The organism is Lactobacillus sp. B4005 (assembly GCF_026536045.1).
Taxonomy (GTDB): Bacteria; Bacillota; Bacilli; order Lactobacillales; family Lactobacillaceae; genus Lactobacillus; species Lactobacillus panisapium.
In genome coordinates, this window is record NZ_JAFNOZ010000002.1 from 206,980 (window position 1) to 224,404 (window position 17,425).

The following is a 17,425-nucleotide window of genomic DNA, read 5'->3' on the forward strand; positions in this document are numbered from 1 at the left end:
AGATCTAATTCAATATAAAAAATGAACGGTTATTTTTAAAATTTCGTAGATAAAAAGCCCTCAATTAAGATTGAGAGCCTTTATTGGTGTCTTCTAGTTTTACATCGGTGGCTTCCGATAACGATGATAATTGATTGTTTGCTTCTTAAATTCAGCCTTCTGATTTAATTTCTTCGCCAATTTTTTGTTAAGGTAGCCTTGGGTCAATTCACTTTCTTTTTGTAAAGCAAGAAACTGATCATAAGTTTTCTGCGCTAGAGTCCCGTTTTGTACAGCTTCTTTGACGGCACAATCAGGCTCATTGAGATGGCGGCAATCATTAAAACGGCAATTTTTTGCTAGCTCCGCAATTTCAGGAAAAACCTGTGCTAGGTCGTTAGCTCCAACACCAATGCTTTTCACGCCTGGGGTATCAATTAAGACAAAATCCCCATTTTCAATTGGAATTAACCTTGAGCTCGTAGTTGTATGGCGGCCCTTATCAGTTTTTGCACTAATATCACTGGTCGCCATGACCTCTTTTTGGGCAACAATATTAATTAAGCTCGATTTACCCACGCCTGAGTTACCGTAAAAGGAAACAGTTTGTCCCGGCAAAATATTGGAACGTAATTTTTCAATGCCATCACTGGTTACACTGGAAGTGCAAAAGACGGGAACTTGCAATTTGGCAGCAAGCTGGGCAGCGATTTTGCTACTATCTGAAGTTAAGTCGGACTTAGTCAATACCACTGAAGTCTGATATTCATCATCCTTTTTTAGTGCATACAAGTAACGGTTAACCCGCGAGTCAGTTAAATTTTTATTCAGTGAAATACAGATAAACAATTGATCAATATTGCTAGCTGCACACTTTTGCTCCGCCCGATATTCTTCACCAGTTATTCGACCTAAAGTACTATAGCGCGGCAAACGCTCATTAATTAAATCAAAATCAATTTGCGGATCAAGCGTTACCCAGTCGCCTACTAAAAACTGCTCGGTGCGCTTTTTAGGAATGGCATTACTCTCGCGTCCGTCCAAATGCATTACTTTATACATATCAGCCGAATTTAACGAGATTCTACCGAGTGTCTTTTCACAATCAATTTGTTCATGTTGTTGATAAGTATTTAATCCTAATTCCAAAATTTCCCCTTTTTTCGAAAAAATCGTTCATATTTTATTTTAAAAATATTAAAATAATTAACTCAAATAAGTTGTATTAGGGTATTTTATCATATTTATTTCAGAAAAAGCCAACAACATATAATTATTTAGATATTTTATTAATGCCAATCTTTTTACACCATCAAAGTGGCGGTAATAGATTCCTATTCCGACTTAGAAATCACTTGGTCAAGTTTAGTAATATCGGTTAAATCTGCGTCTAAAAAGTCCTGACTTTCTACTGGTAGATGTAATTGCAAATTATCCAGCAACTGAACGCTGACAGTTACATCCTTCATTGTTGCAGCCAAAACATGACCGCCCACAGACAGGCTATCAGCTAAAAAGTGATTGTGAAAGCCAGAAACTCCCACCCCTTGAAAAACTTTCGGCGTGTAATATGAAATCATAGTTCCCGTAATATTTTCGGCTTCAAATTCGACCTGATTTTGTGCAATCTCACCCAATGAAGGATAAGGTTTCTTTGACTTCTTGGATGATCTAGTTCGAATTTTCTGAAAAACACCGTTAGTTTTAACTGCCAAGAAACGATTTTGTGCATTATTTGCTGTTAAAACTTGGGAAAGCATCTCTTCTAACTCAATATCCTGGTAGCTTTTAAAGTCGTGATAATTCGCAAAGCTAACATCTGCGTATGTTACTTTAAAATCGGGTGGTAACTTAACAGCTTTTCCAGTCGTATCAATTTTGTAACCAATCCCGTCTAAAATCACTAATTCACCATCAACGCCATCACCCGTTCCAATGCCAATATCGCCGTGCTTTAGCAACTCCTCTAATGGCAAAGTGCCGTCTAATAATCCTTCTACTAGCATTTGCATTGTGCCATGTTGAAATAGAGTATTTTTCATAATACTTGCTCCTCCCATTTTTTACTAAGATTAAGTTTATTATGCAATTATATTGATGTTTAAGGCAAGTATGATTAGTTTCAATAATTTTGATAGTACTTTACTTAATTACCAAAATATACATTTAATTATATAATTTATATATGTATATAAGAAGTGAGAGATAGTGACACGGGACAAAGAGAAATTGCTTTAGACTTTATTAATCAGATTACTGTCAAGAAAGCTGAAAAAGCTGGAGCATTAAAGGTAACACTTTATCGCTTAGACAATCACAAAAATTGCTCCAGTCGTTTTTATTGATCCCAAAGAATTTGGCAATGAGTTAGCAAATTTACAATATCGTTATTCTAAGGGGATTTTCTATAAAGATACAGTACTATTTTTACATGGAATGATTGATCGGATTCCCAAAATTTATGAAATTAATTTTTCTATTTTTAATTCTCATACAAAATTTATTGATGTTCCTTTAAAAACTTATCGTCAAACCAATAAGCTTTTTCAAATTGGAACTGAAGAAATTATTAGTTCTAGAGGTCATAAGGGTCGAACTTACAATCTTAAACAAACTTTGTGTGACATTGAAAAAGAGATCGTTCAGACGCTGAAACGATTAAACAAGCAATGAATACGTATGTAAAAAAGAACCACAAAAACCTACTCAGGCTTTCAAAGTATGCAAAACTCTTCAATGTGAATAATGAGATGCAAAGATATATGGAGGCTCTTTTATGAAGTTAAAGTTTACTGATCAAAACTTATGGTTTAAATATCAGAATCCCAAAAGTTACTAAAAAAATAACAATTTTTGCGATATTGTATCGCGGCTATTCATTTAGTCTTAAATATTTATTTAAATCTGCCTAAATTAATTTTGATTACATTCTTCCTACTGAAAAAGCCATGTGTTTTTTTTTTTAACTTAAAGCAAAAGAATCAGTTCACCAAATAACTGATTCTCTTTAATTTGTTTTAATTGCTTATAAAAAGTCTTTTTTATTTTGTACTCTCAGAAGATTGTTCCTTCTCGTAATTAAGGTCATCAACTTTTTTAATAAAAGGAAAGTAAATTAAACATGAAATAATGATGTTAACAACTTGGGCCAAGGCTAATCGCCAGCCACCTAAAATAAAACCGGAAATAATTGCTGGTGTCGTCCATGGAACCTGAACACCACTGAATAATGGCAGCACACCAGCAGTCATAAGACAATAGTCTAAAATTCCAATTACTAGCGGTGTTAATACAAATGGGATGAATAAAAATGGATTCATCACAATTGGCGTACCATAAATCACAGGTTCATTAATATTAAAAAGTGAAGGAATAATTGCAAGTTTGCCTAATTGTCTAGTTTGTTTAGATTTGGCAAAGAAAAACATATATATAACCAATCCAATAGTCGCACCAGTACCTGTCATATTAATCAAGATGGCAGTGAATTGATCAGTAAATACGTGCGCACCATTTGCTACAGTTAATGTCTTACCGGCATCCAACAGTTTTTGATTTGAGGTTAAGTTAGCTAATAAAATTGGATAAAAAATACTGGTAACAATAGTACCGCCATGAACACCAAACCACCAGAAAAAGGTAGCAATTATACAATATGCCATTACGCCCCATATTGAGTCTGTCATTCCTTGCAAAGGTGTTTGGATAATTTTATATACTCCTTCAATAAAGGTTGTATTCCAAACAAAATGGATAAATGAATAAACAACGAATGATGCTGAAATAATTACAGCTGCAGGAATTAAGGCAGCAAAAGAGTTTGACACACCAGATGGAACTGTCTCTGGCATTTTAATAGTCCAATGAAGTTTAATCATTGTTGAATAGGCCCAACCAACTAGCAGACCAACAATAATCGCTGCAATCATTCCTTGCCCACTAGTCCAGTCTTTTGGAATGACATTGGCAACTGTAAATTTACCATCTGCACTAATTGCAGTTGATTTAGTCAGTACTATGAATGAAGAGAGTGCAATTACGGCTGCGCCTAAAGGTTCAACATTCTCATTTTTAGCATATTGATAACTCACACCTAATACTGCAATGATTGCAATAATTGAAAATGTGGCGCCATTAATTTGATTTAAGGGATCCATCCATCCATTTTTAGTTAAGAAATTAGTAACTGGTGCCCAAGGGAAATTCGCAATTAAAGTAAATAACGAACCAATCATTAAAAGCGGTAGAGTATAAAGAATACCATCTTTTAAGGCTTTAATTGCTTTCAAGTTTACAAATTTAAGCACTGGTGGAACTAAATTATCATTGACCCACTGTGAAAATCCATTTTTCATTGTTAACCTCCTAGAATAAATCCTTACCATTAGAATCGATTACTTTTTTATACCAATAAAAAGAATCTTTTTTTAGTCTTTTAAATGAACCAACTCCTTTATCATCACTATCAACATAAATAAATCCATATCTTTTTGACATCTGACCTGTTCCCATTGATACTAAATCGATGCAACCCCAAGGTGTATAACCTATAATATCAACCCCATCTTGCTCAATAGCTTCAATCATTGACTTTATGTGTTCTCTTAAATAATTAATTCGATAATCATCATGAATCGAATTATTACTTTCTACTTTGTCTTTAGCACCAATGCCATTTTCTACTATAAAAAGCGGTTTATGATAATGATCAGTCAACCAATTTAACGAATATCTAAAGCCTAATGGGTCTACCGGCCATCCCCATTGTGTTTGTTTTAAATAAGGATTTTTTACATTTAATTCAGTACCAACAAATTTAAAATCTGGATTATCTTCTCTAAACTCAATTGTATTTGAGTTGTAATAGCTCAAGCCTACAAAATCAACTGTGCCGTTTAATAAGTCTTTGCGGTCTCTATCTGTAATGTCTTGGCGTAGCCGATTTTCTTCGAAATAGGCCTCCATATTTCTAGGATATTTGCCTAGTGTTTGCACATCCGCAAACCAATATCGTCTCTGCATAGCCTTCTGCGCCTGAAAAATATCTTCTGGCTTACAGGAGTATGGGTATTGTGGAGTCATGTTGATCATGCAGCCAATTTGATTATCTGGATTTATTGCATGCCCAATTTGTACTGCTTTAGCACTCGCGACTAACTCATAATGAGATGCCTGGTACATTTCTTCTTCTCTTTCTTTATCCGAAAGATCATTAATTAAAATCCCAGAGTCCGCCAGCATACTTAAATCACTGTTATAGTCAGTTTGATTATTGATTTCGTTAAATGTCATCCAGTAGTGAACCTGGTTCTCATATCTTGAAAAACATACTTCAACAAATTTTAAGTAAAATTTTATTACTTGACGGTTTGTCCAACCTCCGTATTTTTCTACTAAGTTATATGGCATTTCAAAATGAGAGAATGTAACTACAGGCTCAATATTATATTTTTGGCATTCCTTAAATACATTTTCATAAAACTTCAAACCATCTTCATTCGGTTCTTTATCATCACCATTAGGAAAAATTCTTGTCCATGCAATCGATAGCCGAAAACACTTAAAATGCATTTCGGCTAGTAATCTAATATCTTCTTTGTAATGATGGTAAAAATCACTAGCTTGATGCATTGGATAATACTTATTTTTTTGAACTCCTCTAGTAATTTTCCTTGGTCTATCGGCCGCTCCTTCAGTTACTACGTCTGCTATGCTTGGGCCCTTATTACCTTCATTCCAAGCTCCTTCTACCTGATTTGCGGCAACAGCGCCACCCCATAAAAAATCTTTTCGCAATTTATTCATAATGATAATTCCTTTTTATTCAAAACTAATCTGTTCATCATTGTTTGTTACCAAATACGTTAAATCCATAAAGTCAACTTTTGCAGTTGCTTTACGTGTCTTGCTTTTATTCATTCGTACTATTACAATTTCATGATCACTAGGGGTAGAAACACTAATTGTCCCATCTAAATCAAATGCTTTTTCACCATTGCGAAACTCTAATAGCTTAATTAAGGACTTAACAATGGGCCGATGAACTTCTTTGTCAACTTCCTTAATGCTATAGAAATGGCGATTAATATTTCGACCCTCTTTAGTTTTCTCAAGAAGTTGTATATCATTTTTCCCAGCAAGCAAGCCGACATAATATATTTGCGGAATACCAGGTGCAAAAACTTGAATCAAACGAGCAATAAAGTACTTTTTATCATCATTACCTAAAGCTGAGTAATAGGTCGTATTAATTTGATAAATATCTAAGCAGTGATACTCAGAGCTAGAATACTTTTTATTAACGTTTGCACCTACTTGGTAAAGTTTATCAGTAGTGTAATCAATTTGTTGATCGCTCAGAACATCTTTAGCATCTACTACACCTATCCCGTCGTGGGTATCGAGAGTGGTAAATTGATGCATTGGACATTTTCTTAGCCAATTTGCCAATCGTGAACTCTTACCACTATAAAGTGTATAAAGTAACACCAACGGTAAAGCGAAGTCATAAATGAAATAACCATGTTGTGCTACCTTAAATGATAAAGTGTAATGCTCATGAATTTCAGGTAAAATAGTCGTATCAGTATTTTTCAAATAAGTCTTTATTTGATCGAGTAAATGCCAAACTTTTGGCTCTACAAAGAAGTCACTGGAATTAAGCTCTTTAATGGCATAAGCAAACGCATCAAGTCTTATCAAACTAGCACCATGCCCAGCTAAAGATTGAAGACTATCTTTTAAAAACTTTTGAGTAATACTAGCTCTGACATCTAAATCCATTTGATCAGGACCGAAAGTATTCCACATTTTTTCTTTACTACCATCTTCAAAAGTTATCTTTTTATACGGTAATTTATCTTTACGCCTGTAAATCAAGTCAATGTCTTTTTTAGTCGGCCGTCCTTTGGGCCAAAACTTATCCCAACTTAGAAACAGTTTCTGATACTTACTTTTATTTTTTTTAGCCTGAAAATCTTTAAAGTAATCAGAATGTTGTGACAAATGATTTATCATAAAGTCAAACATTAGATAATATTTCTTACCAAGATCTTCAATATCTTTCCAGGTACCAAATTTTGAATTTACTTGATCATACCTTTCTGGTGAAAATCCCCTGTCACCTGATGACGGGAAAAACGGTAATATGTGAATTCCTCCAAATGCATCTTTAAAATAATTATTGATGATTAAAGCTAAATCCTTTAAGTTATTACCAAGACTATCTGGATATGTAATTAATAAAGCCTTGTTCTTGATTTTCATTAAATTCCTCACTCTCAAAGTTTGTGAAATCGCTTTATTTCTATATAATTATGATAACAGAACTGAAACCATGTATTGCGTAATTACGTTATTTACATTAAAAAGTATATAATATTGCGTAATCGCAGAATTTAAGCGTATGTAAATTTACATAAATAGGTGTAAAAATGAAAACAACTATCAAAGATGTAGCACAACAAGCTAATGTTTCTATAGCTACTGTTTCTAGAGTTATTAATAATAATGGTTATATTAGTGCAAAAACACGAAAAGCTGTATTAGAAGCCATCAAAGAATCCAAATATCAGGTACCAATTAAGAAAAAATGTTCCCCAATTTCCCCAAGGCTTATTAAGGTTATATTGCCAGGATTAAATAATCCTTTCTATGCGGATTTTTTCAATAGTCTCGTCGAGAGTTTTAATTATTACAATTATGATGTCATTTTTACTATTGCTAACAATCCTAAAGAAGGTCTGGACAATTACATTAACGATATCCGCTCCAGCAAAGTTGATGGAATCGTTGTCAGTTCACATTTACAAGACTCTCACCACAAGCTATCTGGTAACTTGCCAATTATTTCATTTGATCGGAATTTTAAAAATATTATCAAGATAAGAAGTGACAATTTAAATGGTGGCAAGAAAATAGCAGAAAAGGTATTAAGCCTTGGAAAAAAGAACGTATTGATTATTTCGGGCGACAAGTCTGATTTATATCCTATTAATGATAGAATTAAAGGGATGTTATCAGTACTAAATTCATACAAAGTGAATGTCAATACTAATTACTTAAATTTTAATAGCTCAACCATGGCTAAGAAAATTGCAATTGCCCAAATTATAAATTCCAAGGTTTATGACGCAATTTGCTGTACTGATGACAATACAGCATTATTAGTAAAGCAATATACGAACAGCCAAAATTACTATCCCTTGATTACTGGTTTTGATGGTACCGAAATGATTCGAAATTTCTTCCCTGACTTAATTACCATTAAACAACCAGTTAAAGACATGACAGAATTGATTGCTGAAATTTTAGTGCAAAAGATTCATCACCCAACCGAAAACTTTAAAAAGACGTATACTTTACCAATTACTTTAATTTCTTAAATGTGAAAAAGTATAATATTAAAATAAATTTTTAATTTCCACTATAAGGTAATGCAGCTAATTGTTTTTAATAAAAATAGAGTTAATTAGTATTGTATCAACAGTTTGGTTGGTTAGAACCTTGAACACAATTTACAAAAAAGTAATATATCTCATTTTATGCTGTATTTGATAATCTAACCATACAAATACCCCATAATTAGTTATTCTAATTATGGGGTTTATGTCTAAAACTGATATTAAGCACTCTAATTGCAGTGTTCATTTTAATTCATATGAAAAATTTTTTCTTACGTGCTTTTATATATAAAATGATTTTTTATTCTAAATATCAAAAACTTGATAATTAATATACTATTTCTATTATTCCCATTCAATCGTTGATGGTGGCTTACTCGTCACGTCATAAACTACGCGGTTAACGTTATCAACTTCGTTGATGATTCTGGTTGAAACTTTTTGTAAAACATCCCACGGCAAACGGGCAAAATCTGCGGTCATGCCGTCAATTGAGGTAACTGCACGGATACCGATGGTGTAATCGTAAGTTCGGCCGTCACCCATGACGCCAACTGACTTGATACCGGGCAAAACAGTGAAGTATTGCCAAACTTTTTCTTGCAAACCGGCCTTTTTGATTTCATCACGTAAAATTGCGTCACTGTCGCGCACAAGCTTCAACTTGTCTTCAGTAACTTCACCAAGAACGCGAATTCCAAGGCCTGGACCTGGGAACGGCTGCCGCCAAACTAGATCATGTGGAATGCCCAGCTTTTCACCAAGCTCACGTACTTCGTCTTTGAACAGCTTACGCAACGGCTCAATCAGCTTAAAGTGCATGTCTTTTGGTAAACCACCCACATTATGATGAGATTTAATTGTTTGTGCGGTATTAGTGCCACTTTCGATCACATCAGTGTAGAGTGTACCCTGAGCTAGAAAGTCAACATCGTGCAATTTTTGTGCTTCTTCATTGAAAACTTCAATAAATTCATTACCGATAATCTTCCGTTTTCGTTCGGGATCAGTAACGCCTTTTAGTTTGGCTAAAAAGCGGTCTTGGGCATTGACCCGAATAATATTAACCCCAAGTTCATGATTCAAGGCTGCCATCACTTCGTCACCCTCGTTTTTGCGGAGCATTCCGTGATCAACAAAAATTGCGGTCAACTGGTTACCAATTGCTTTATGCAATAGTGTAGCAGTAACGCTGGAATCTACACCGCCGGATAAACCTAAAATAACTTTCTTGTCCCCCACTGTTTGCCGAATTTCAGCAATCTGCAGGTCAATAAAGTCCGTCATGGACCAGTCAGCTTTGGCGCCACAGACCTTGAAGGCAAAATTACGCAGGATATCAAGACCATATTCAGTATTGCGCACTTCCGCGTGAAACTGAATGCCATAAAGTTTAGCTTGATCATTAGCGATTGAAGCAATCGGACAATTTTTACTTGAAGCTACCACCTTGAAACCCGCAGGAGCTTGTTTAACCAAGTCGCCGTGACTCATCCAAACATACTCATCTTTGGGTAAGCCACTGAACAAGACCGAATTGGCATCTTCAATAGCGATATCCGCACGGCCATATTCTGAGTTAGCGGCTTTTTCCACATCGCCATCTAAGTAATATGACATTAGTTGCATGCCATAGCAAATTCCTAAAATCGGAATACCGAGTTCAAAAATCTGCGGATCAACTTTCAAAGCATTTTTATCATAAATGCTATTTGGGCCACCGGAAAAAATAATTCCTTTGGGATTAATTTCTTTAATCTTAGCCATGCTGATGTCATGCGGCAAGAGCTCAGAATAAACCCCAAAATCACGTAAACGTCTGGTAATTAACTGGTTATATTGACTACCAAAGTCCAAAACAATAATTTCATCAAAATCATGAAGATTCTTTTTTACTGCCATCCGAACTCCTTTTCTACCAAAACAAGAATTTGATTAAACTGTACTAAGAATTTCTCTTCGGGTCAACCACTTTTTAAGAGAAAAAGGGGCAATAAAAAAGGCCAGTTATAGAAATAAAAAATATTATTTACCACCTTAAATCTCATCTTGCACAACTTAATTTACTTTGTTAGAATGCAGTCATCAAGTCAATATTAAATCTGTATATTGCCGTAATAAGGTCGGCAGTTTCTACTCAGAACCATAAATTCTGAACTATGGATTAAGAGCAATTATTGCAGTTTCTTACTGCTGTAAGGGTCTTTTTTACCATAGTTTGGTAGAAAAGGCCCTTTTATTTTTTCAAGGAGGAAATTGTGAAGTTATTAGAAGACCGCATTCGTCGTGATAGTGAAGTTTTGCCTGGGAATGTCCTAAAAATCAACTCTTTTTTAAACCACCAGGTAGATCCAGAACTAATGATGGCTGTTGGACAAGAATTTGCCCAGCTTTTTCAAGATAGTGGCGTAACCAAGGTCCTAACTTGCGAGGCATCTGGCATCGCACCGGGCGTAATGGCTGCTTATGAATTGCATGTGCCCATGGTTTTTGCCCGTAAGAAAAAGCCAGCTACACTGAACGATGCGGTCTACTGGGCCGATGTTTATTCATACACCAAAAAAGTAACCAACCAAATCTGCGTTGAGCAAAAATTTCTCCATGAAGATGACAATCTGCTGATTATCGACGACTTTTTAGCCAATGGTGAAGCAGTCAAGGGTATGATAAATATCGCTAAGCAAGCAAAAGCCAATATTGCTGGCATCGGTATTGTTGTTGCTAAAAATTTCCAAGGAGGCAGTGCTTGGATTAAAGAGCACGGCTACCGTCTGGAAGCTCTCGCCAATATTGCAAGTCTTAGAGACAACCAAGTACATTTTATGGGTGAAGAATAATGGCACAAAAAGAAGTTAGTCAACAAAAAGCGGCGGTTCTAGGGTTACAACATTTATTGGCGATGTATTCTGGAGCAGTTGCAGTTCCACTACTAATCGGCTCGGCACTAAAATTTAACGCTGAACAAATGACCTACTTGGTTTCCATTGATATCTTCATGTGCGGACTCGCCACCTTATTGCAGCTTTTGCGTAATAAATATTTTGGCATTGGTTTTCCCGTCATCTTAGGCTGTGCTATCCAAGCAGTTGCGCCCTTGCAGATGATTGGGCAGAAGTTTTCAATTAACGACATGTATGGGGCAATTATCGTTGCCGGTATTTTCGTAATACTTATTTCTGGTCTTTTTGCCAAAATCAAAAAGTTCTTTCCGCCAGTTGTCACTGGAACGTTAATTACGACAATTGGCCTAACCCTAATCCCAGTAGCTATCCAAAATATGGGCGGTGGCGATGCTACTGCCAGAAATTTTGGTAGTGGGCAAAATTTGTTTTTAGCCTTTTGCACAATGTTCATCATTTTAGCATTGGAAATTTGGACAAAAGGGTTCTTACGTTCAATTTCAGTTTTAATCGGGTTAATCGCCGGCACAATTATTGCTTCTTTAATGGGACTAGTTTCCTTCCAGCCAGTAATTAATGCCTCATGGTTTCATTTACCCCAACTGTTTTACTTCGGCATTCCTAAATTTGAATGGTCTTCCAGCCTAACGATGATCATTATTGCGCTTGTTTCAATGATCGAATCGACCGGAGTTTTCTTTGCTACTGGTGATTTACTTGGCCACAATATAACAGAAGATGATCTCAAAAAAGGCTACAGAGCCGAAGGATTGGCCCAAATTTTTGGTGGTTTGTTTAACGCCTTTCCCTATACCACCTTTTCCCAAAATGTTGGACTGTTACAGCTTTCAGGAATTAAGACCAAGCGGCCAATTTACTGGGCAGCTGGCTTATTAATGGCAATGGGGCTTTTACCCAAAATCGGTGCCTTGGTAACAATTATTCCAACACCAGTACTTGGCGGCGCCATGCTAGTTATGTTTACGATGATTGCCGTTCAGGGAATTAAAACTCTGACCAAAGTCGATTTAAGCGATAACAACAACATTTTAATTATTGCCATTTCCGTTGGCCTAGGCTTAGGTGTAACCATTTACCCTCAGTTCTTTAAAAACTTGCCGGCTACGTTGCAACTCTTTTTGAGTAACGGGATTGTGATTACTAGTTTATCTGCCACAATCTTAAACTTACTACTTAAAGGAGGTGAAAAACGACAACACACAACAACGAAAACTCAAACTGCAAATATCTCGTAAACTAACCATTTTCCCTTAAATATGATTTGTTTACGCAAAAACATCTTCGACAATGCGAAGGTGTTTTTCTTTTCTTAAAAAATAGGGCTAATCCCTAGGAATCAATACGATTAGCTCAGGAATTGAACTATTTGTTTCATTAATAGGAATGTTACTCGATGAATTCATTCGTTTTAAAAAGAGTTCTACCGTATCAAGCATCTTTTCACCAACACGTTGAAAAGGAGGATCAGAAATTTTGGCAATATAGCTCATAATGCCAATAGCAGTAAGCAAAAGTAAAAATACCTGCGTACTAGGACTTGCCATTACCGTCTCACCCAAAGATTTATAACCGTTAACAAAAGAAGTAATCAGCTCTTTGTTTAAGCCAAAATCTTGGTAAAACAGTTTGATAAAGTCTTGGTAATTCACGCCCATTCGTGCGCGTTCAAAATCAATCAAATTCGGTTTACCGTTAATTATTTTGTAATTACGAACACCTACATCACCATGAAGAACAGTAGTTGAATAGTTAAATAAATCTGACTCAATAGTAGGTTGCAATGATGAAAGGTCCCGTAAAAGCAACTGCAACCGTGTTTTAATGGTTGATTCCTGCAACTGCGCAATATCGTACTCAGCTTTTGCAAACAAATTATTATTAGGATAAATTCCCGTAAATGGTTTTACCTTCTGGTGAAATTCTGCCAGTTTGACTCCCATTACATGAGCCAGTTCAACCGTTACCGGCAGTTTTAAGTCAATTGGAGCTAAATCTTTCATCACTAAAACATACAATTGCTGTGCAGCGGTAATCGTAAAACTAGTTAAAACTCGGTGTAGGTATAGCTGTTGGTTGACCGCCTTTTCGGTAATAAACTTGCTTTTATTTGGAAATACTTTAACAAATACTTGTTCTTGTAATTTTTTACTATAACCAACAAATGTACTATTTAATGATTGATGCGTAATTTGACTTAGCTCAGCCTCTAATTTGGCTTGGATAATCTGTTTTGTTTTCATAATATCACCCTGAATCGTAAATTATTTTTTCATTTAGGCAAATTTTGGTACATACAAGACTTATTTTGCTAAGCTATCCTATAATGAGATTTAAATATACTTATAAGCATAATTTAGTAAAATTAATCTGATTAGTTTTATAATACAAGTGAAAAGGTATTGCTATTTAGCCAAATGAAAGGAAGTTAAGATGGATAAAAAAGAGGTTACAGGAATGCGCATTATCATGGCCATTATTTTTACCCTAACTACCACCCTATTAGTTTTTGTACTGAATAGTGCGACTATTATCATGGCCGCGCAAGTATCTGATAGTAATTTTAGTGAATTAGCACCGCATGAACACGAACTTGGGCAAGCAAAACCGGACTTGCAAACTAGCCAAAAAAAGGATACTATTAATCATTTGTTAGCGCAACAAACAAAGTATCAAAAACAATTAAAAAAAGTGCGTCATAAAATAACAGCCCTTAAGGCCAACCTGGAGCGGGTTAAAACCGAAACTAATGATGCGGATAAGAAAAAGCGAGCAGAACAAATCGCTAGTTTACAAAAGAAACTGCGCACGACAAACAAGCAGTTCAAGCGGATCTATCATCAACTTCATTTATTGCAAAAACAAATTAGCAACACTAATCAAATAAAGCAAGCTGCTGCTAATTCGTCCCAGGACTTACTTGACGGATATAGTGCCGCAAATACCGGGAAACAAGCTGAAACAAATATCCCTCATCCAGCACAAGAAAGCCAACCTTATCAGCAAGGCTTTGCCGCTAATCAAAAAGCCACTAATGACAGCAGCCCTCTTCGCGCTGTTAACTTATCACCTGCCACCTCTAAAACAATTCAAGCACCAAATTCTCAATCTAATGCGCCAAAGAATACTAATGACCTAGCTAATCCTAGTGAGCAAATTCAGTCTGAAAAAGCTAACTCCGATTCTAACAATAAAAATAATGATATAGACGGTCAAAATGCCAAGTTGCGTAAAGCACCTATTCAATCCATGACTACAATTAGAGAAAACGAACAACATTTTGAACCTACTACTAATAAGCAGTATACACTTACATATGGCAACAGATTACCGCAAACTGACACTAATCTAATAGAAAAAACTAAATTGACGACGATTGGATTGATTTTTCTTTCTATCAGTTTAATTTTGTCTGGTATTGCAAATTTTAAAAAATTAAAGTTTAGGTATTAAAAGCGGAGTTTTACCTAAAAGGTATTTAACTTAGTAAACCTGAAATTTTCCCTTCAGGTTTTTTATTTGGTCAAAAAGCTAACTGTTAGCGGTCCATATAGCAATAAGCAAAGGCATAAGCCCACTCATTAACTAAGATCGTGATTGTAATTAGCAGAATACCTAAGACATTAGCCGAAAAAGGCAGAACAATTTTTTGTGAAGGCAATTTATTAATCACCGTTAATAGAGCTAATAGCACAACCAGTAATACTGCAGTCATCCGATTAGCGATATAATGCGCGCGCAGCATCAAGCTCCATTCACGCTCATCATTATGAGACATGTCAATCGGATAACTGTCGCTTTTCCAATCTAGAATTTTTACCTGTTTGATTTTGTACTTTGCCTGTCTCATGCTTAAAATGATCAAGCATAAACTAAAGAGCACAATCATCACTAATTGGTCAGAAATAGAGATATTACTTAAGCAGGCCTCCAAAACAAATAAAGCCAAAACGAAAGTTTCGATTGCAGCACTTACAATAATGTTCTTTTTTGTGTTAATCATCTTTTTCATTTTCTTTTTCTCCCGGACAAAACAATTCATCGACCGTCACGTCTAAAATCTTAGCCAGTTTAAAGGCCAAACCTAGGGACGGATCATACTTATCATTTTCAATTGCATTAATCGTTTGCCGAGTTACATTTGCTGCCTGCGCAAGTTGGGCCTGTGAATAGCGCTGCTGTTTGCGCAGCTTGGCAATTTTATTTTTCACGTTTCTTCTCCTTGTCAAACTTATTTGACACTTTTAGTAAAACATGTTTGACATCAATTAGCAAGTAAGTAAAGCAGCCTTTTGATAAGAAAATTTAAACCAAGTATGGTGAATGAATAATTTAGGCTTAAGATTACGTATTTCTTTGCCAACTCACTACTTTTTTTAATACAATATAGGTTAAGTAAATTTGAAAGGACAGATTAAATGAAAAAAGCTGAATGTACGACAATTCTTGTCGGTAAAAATGCTTCAATTGATGGCTCAGCAATGATTGCCAGAAGTGAAGATGGCGGACGCGAAATTATCCCTGAGGGCTTCGAACTAGTTACTCCTGAAAAACAACCTAAGCACTATGAAAGTGTTATCAGTCACCAAAAAATTGATGATGAGGATTTAGCTGAAGCTCCTATGCGTTATACCAGCGCACCGGATGTTTCTGGTGAAAGTGGTATTTGGGCAGCAGCCGGAATCAACTCCGATAACATTGCGATGACCGCAACTGAAACAATTACAACCAATTCCCGCATTCAGGGAATTGATCCACTAGTTAATGAAGGCGGACTGGGCGAAGAAGATTTTGTTACCCTAACCTTACCTTATATCCATAGCGCACTTGACGGTGTTAAGCGTGTCGGCTACTTGCTAGAAAAATATGGTACCTATGAAATGAACGGGATGGCTTTTGCTGATCACGATGAAATTTGGTACCTTGAAACAATTGGTGGCCACCACTGGATTGCTCGCCGGATTCCTGATGATGCATATGTTGTTGCTCCTAACCGCTTGAACATTGATGAATTCCATTTTGGTCAAGACGGTTTTATGGCTGATCACAAACTCGAGGGTCTAATTGACGAGTACCATTTAAACCCTGACCGTGAAGGCTACAACATGCGCCACATTTTTGGTAGTTCTACCATCAAGGACGCACATTACAACAATCCACGTGCTTGGTTTGTTCACAATTATTTTGATCCTGAATTTGGCGGCAAGCCTAGTGATCAAGATCAACCATTCATTTGCCATGCTAACCGCAAGATCAGTATCGAGGACATTTGCTTTGTTGAAAGTTCACACTACCAAGATACCCCATTTGATCCATATGGCGACCAAGGTACCCCTGAACAAAAGAAAACTTACCGGCCAATTGCCTTGAACCGTAACTTTGAAACACATATTTTACAAGTTAGAAACGACGTGCCAGAAGAAATTGCCGGTGTGCAATGGCTTTGCTTTGGTCCAAATACCTTTAACAGTTTTGTCCCATTCTACACCAACGTTAATGACACACCAGCTAGCTTCCAAACCGGTCCTAAGTTTGACTTGAACAAGATTTTCTGGTTAAACAAGCTGACTGCTCAACTTGGTGACACTAACTTTAAAGTTTATGGCGAATTAGAAAATGATTTTGAGCAAAAATCATTAGCTCAATGCCACTTCATTCAACATGAAACTGATAAAAAAGTTGCTGGTCTTTCAGGTAAAGCAGTCGAAGAAGCTCTAACCGAAGCTAACCAAAAGATGGCCGATCAAGTATACAACAACACAATTGAATTGCTCGGCAACATGGTTAACGAAGGACACAACTTAGCTACGTTGAAGTTTGATTTATTGGATTAATCTTTTTAATTAAAACTGATACTCACTGAAAAACAAAACGCTCTCTAACGGTTACCTAACCGTTAAAGAGCGTTTTTTACTTTTCCATTTCTTCAATTAACATAGTTACTAATACATATTTATCAAGGCTTTCATCAAAAATCTAACTATCAGTTTTTAGTGCAGTCTATTATGGAGGAAAGATCAATTCGTTTTTCCACAGCTGCTAAATAAGTTCTCTTTTTTATCTAATAAACTAAAGCAAAAATACACGATATCACCAAAAAAATAATATCGTGTATCTAGTTTTACC

General features: G+C 35.8%; 14 protein-coding genes and 1 riboswitch. Of the genes, 5 read left to right on the plus strand and 9 right to left on the minus strand.

What is annotated here, in order from left to right; translation table 11 throughout:
- Window positions 1-99: 99 nt before the first annotated feature.
- The 5 genes from rsgA to gtfA form a co-directional block, all read right to left on the minus strand.
- A complete protein-coding gene (gene rsgA, locus J3U73_RS05415; RefSeq protein ID WP_267409798.1) occupies window positions 100-1,128 on the minus strand; it encodes a ribosome small subunit-dependent GTPase A in 1,029 nt (342 codons plus the stop codon).
- A gap of 185 nt (window positions 1,129-1,313) precedes the next feature.
- Window positions 1,314-2,021, minus strand: coding sequence for an acetolactate decarboxylase (gene budA, locus J3U73_RS05420; protein ID WP_267409799.1), 708 nt, complete (start codon window positions 2,019-2,021; stop codon window positions 1,314-1,316).
- Between the two features lie 999 nt (window positions 2,022-3,020).
- A complete protein-coding gene (locus tag J3U73_RS05425; RefSeq protein WP_220268427.1) occupies window positions 3,021-4,334 on the minus strand; it encodes a PTS sugar transporter subunit IIC in 1,314 nt (437 codons plus the stop codon).
- 10 nt (window positions 4,335-4,344) lie between these two features.
- Window positions 4,345-5,784 carry a 6-phospho-beta-glucosidase gene (locus J3U73_RS05430; protein ID WP_220268428.1) on the minus strand — a complete coding sequence of 480 codons (1,440 nt, stop codon included), beginning with the start codon at window positions 5,782-5,784 and terminating at the stop codon, window positions 4,345-4,347.
- Window positions 5,785-5,799: 15 nt separating this feature from the next.
- The gene (gene gtfA / locus J3U73_RS05435) at window positions 5,800-7,245 is read right to left on the minus strand and encodes a sucrose phosphorylase (RefSeq protein ID WP_220268429.1); all 1,446 of its coding nucleotides are present in this window, start codon (window positions 7,243-7,245) and stop codon (window positions 5,800-5,802) included.
- Between the two features lie 167 nt (window positions 7,246-7,412).
- Here gtfA and J3U73_RS05440 point away from each other — a divergent pair, with 167 nt between their 5' ends.
- Window positions 7,413-8,363, plus strand: a complete 951-nt coding sequence (locus J3U73_RS05440) for a LacI family DNA-binding transcriptional regulator (RefSeq protein WP_220268430.1) — start codon at window positions 7,413-7,415, stop codon at window positions 8,361-8,363.
- Between the two features lie 363 nt (window positions 8,364-8,726).
- On the opposite strand, the gene guaA is transcribed toward J3U73_RS05440, so the two are convergent.
- Window positions 8,727-10,283, minus strand: coding sequence for a glutamine-hydrolyzing GMP synthase (gene guaA / locus J3U73_RS05445; protein ID WP_267409800.1), 1,557 nt, complete (start codon window positions 10,281-10,283; stop codon window positions 8,727-8,729).
- Window positions 10,284-10,463: 180 nt separating this feature from the next.
- Window positions 10,464-10,561, plus strand: a riboswitch (purine riboswitch).
- 78 nt (window positions 10,562-10,639) lie between these two features.
- Between guaA and J3U73_RS05450 the strand changes: the two genes are divergently transcribed.
- The gene (locus J3U73_RS05450; RefSeq protein WP_267392359.1) at window positions 10,640-11,218 is read left to right on the plus strand and encodes a xanthine phosphoribosyltransferase; all 579 of its coding nucleotides are present in this window, start codon (window positions 10,640-10,642) and stop codon (window positions 11,216-11,218) included.
- Window positions 11,218-12,537, plus strand: coding sequence for a nucleobase:cation symporter-2 family protein (locus tag J3U73_RS05455; RefSeq protein ID WP_220268433.1), 1,320 nt, complete (start codon window positions 11,218-11,220; stop codon window positions 12,535-12,537). Before J3U73_RS05450 ends, J3U73_RS05455 begins: the two co-directional genes overlap by 1 nt.
- A gap of 87 nt (window positions 12,538-12,624) precedes the next feature.
- On the opposite strand, the gene J3U73_RS05460 is transcribed toward J3U73_RS05455, so the two are convergent.
- Entirely contained in the window at window positions 12,625-13,542 is a 918-nt protein-coding gene (locus J3U73_RS05460; protein WP_267409801.1) for a phosphotransferase, read from the minus strand.
- 190 nt (window positions 13,543-13,732) lie between these two features.
- Here J3U73_RS05460 and J3U73_RS05465 point away from each other — a divergent pair, with 190 nt between their 5' ends.
- Complete coding sequence (locus J3U73_RS05465; RefSeq protein ID WP_267409802.1) at window positions 13,733-14,752, plus strand: hypothetical protein; 1,020 nt, start codon at window positions 13,733-13,735, stop codon at window positions 14,750-14,752.
- Between the two features lie 85 nt (window positions 14,753-14,837).
- On the opposite strand, the gene J3U73_RS05470 is transcribed toward J3U73_RS05465, so the two are convergent.
- Together J3U73_RS05470 and J3U73_RS05475 are read right to left on the minus strand one after the other, a co-directional pair.
- Window positions 14,838-15,311, minus strand: coding sequence for a hypothetical protein (locus tag J3U73_RS05470; protein WP_267409803.1), 474 nt, complete (start codon window positions 15,309-15,311; stop codon window positions 14,838-14,840).
- Window positions 15,295-15,510, minus strand: a complete 216-nt coding sequence (locus J3U73_RS05475; protein ID WP_267409804.1) for a helix-turn-helix transcriptional regulator — start codon at window positions 15,508-15,510, stop codon at window positions 15,295-15,297. Before J3U73_RS05475 ends, J3U73_RS05470 begins: the two co-directional genes overlap by 17 nt.
- Before the next feature lie 207 nt (window positions 15,511-15,717).
- Between J3U73_RS05475 and J3U73_RS05480 the strand changes: the two genes are divergently transcribed.
- Window positions 15,718-17,133: a C69 family dipeptidase gene (locus J3U73_RS05480; RefSeq protein ID WP_267409805.1), complete on the plus strand. Its 1,416-nt coding sequence runs from the start codon at window positions 15,718-15,720 to the stop codon at window positions 17,131-17,133.
- Window positions 17,134-17,425 lie beyond the last annotated feature (292 nt).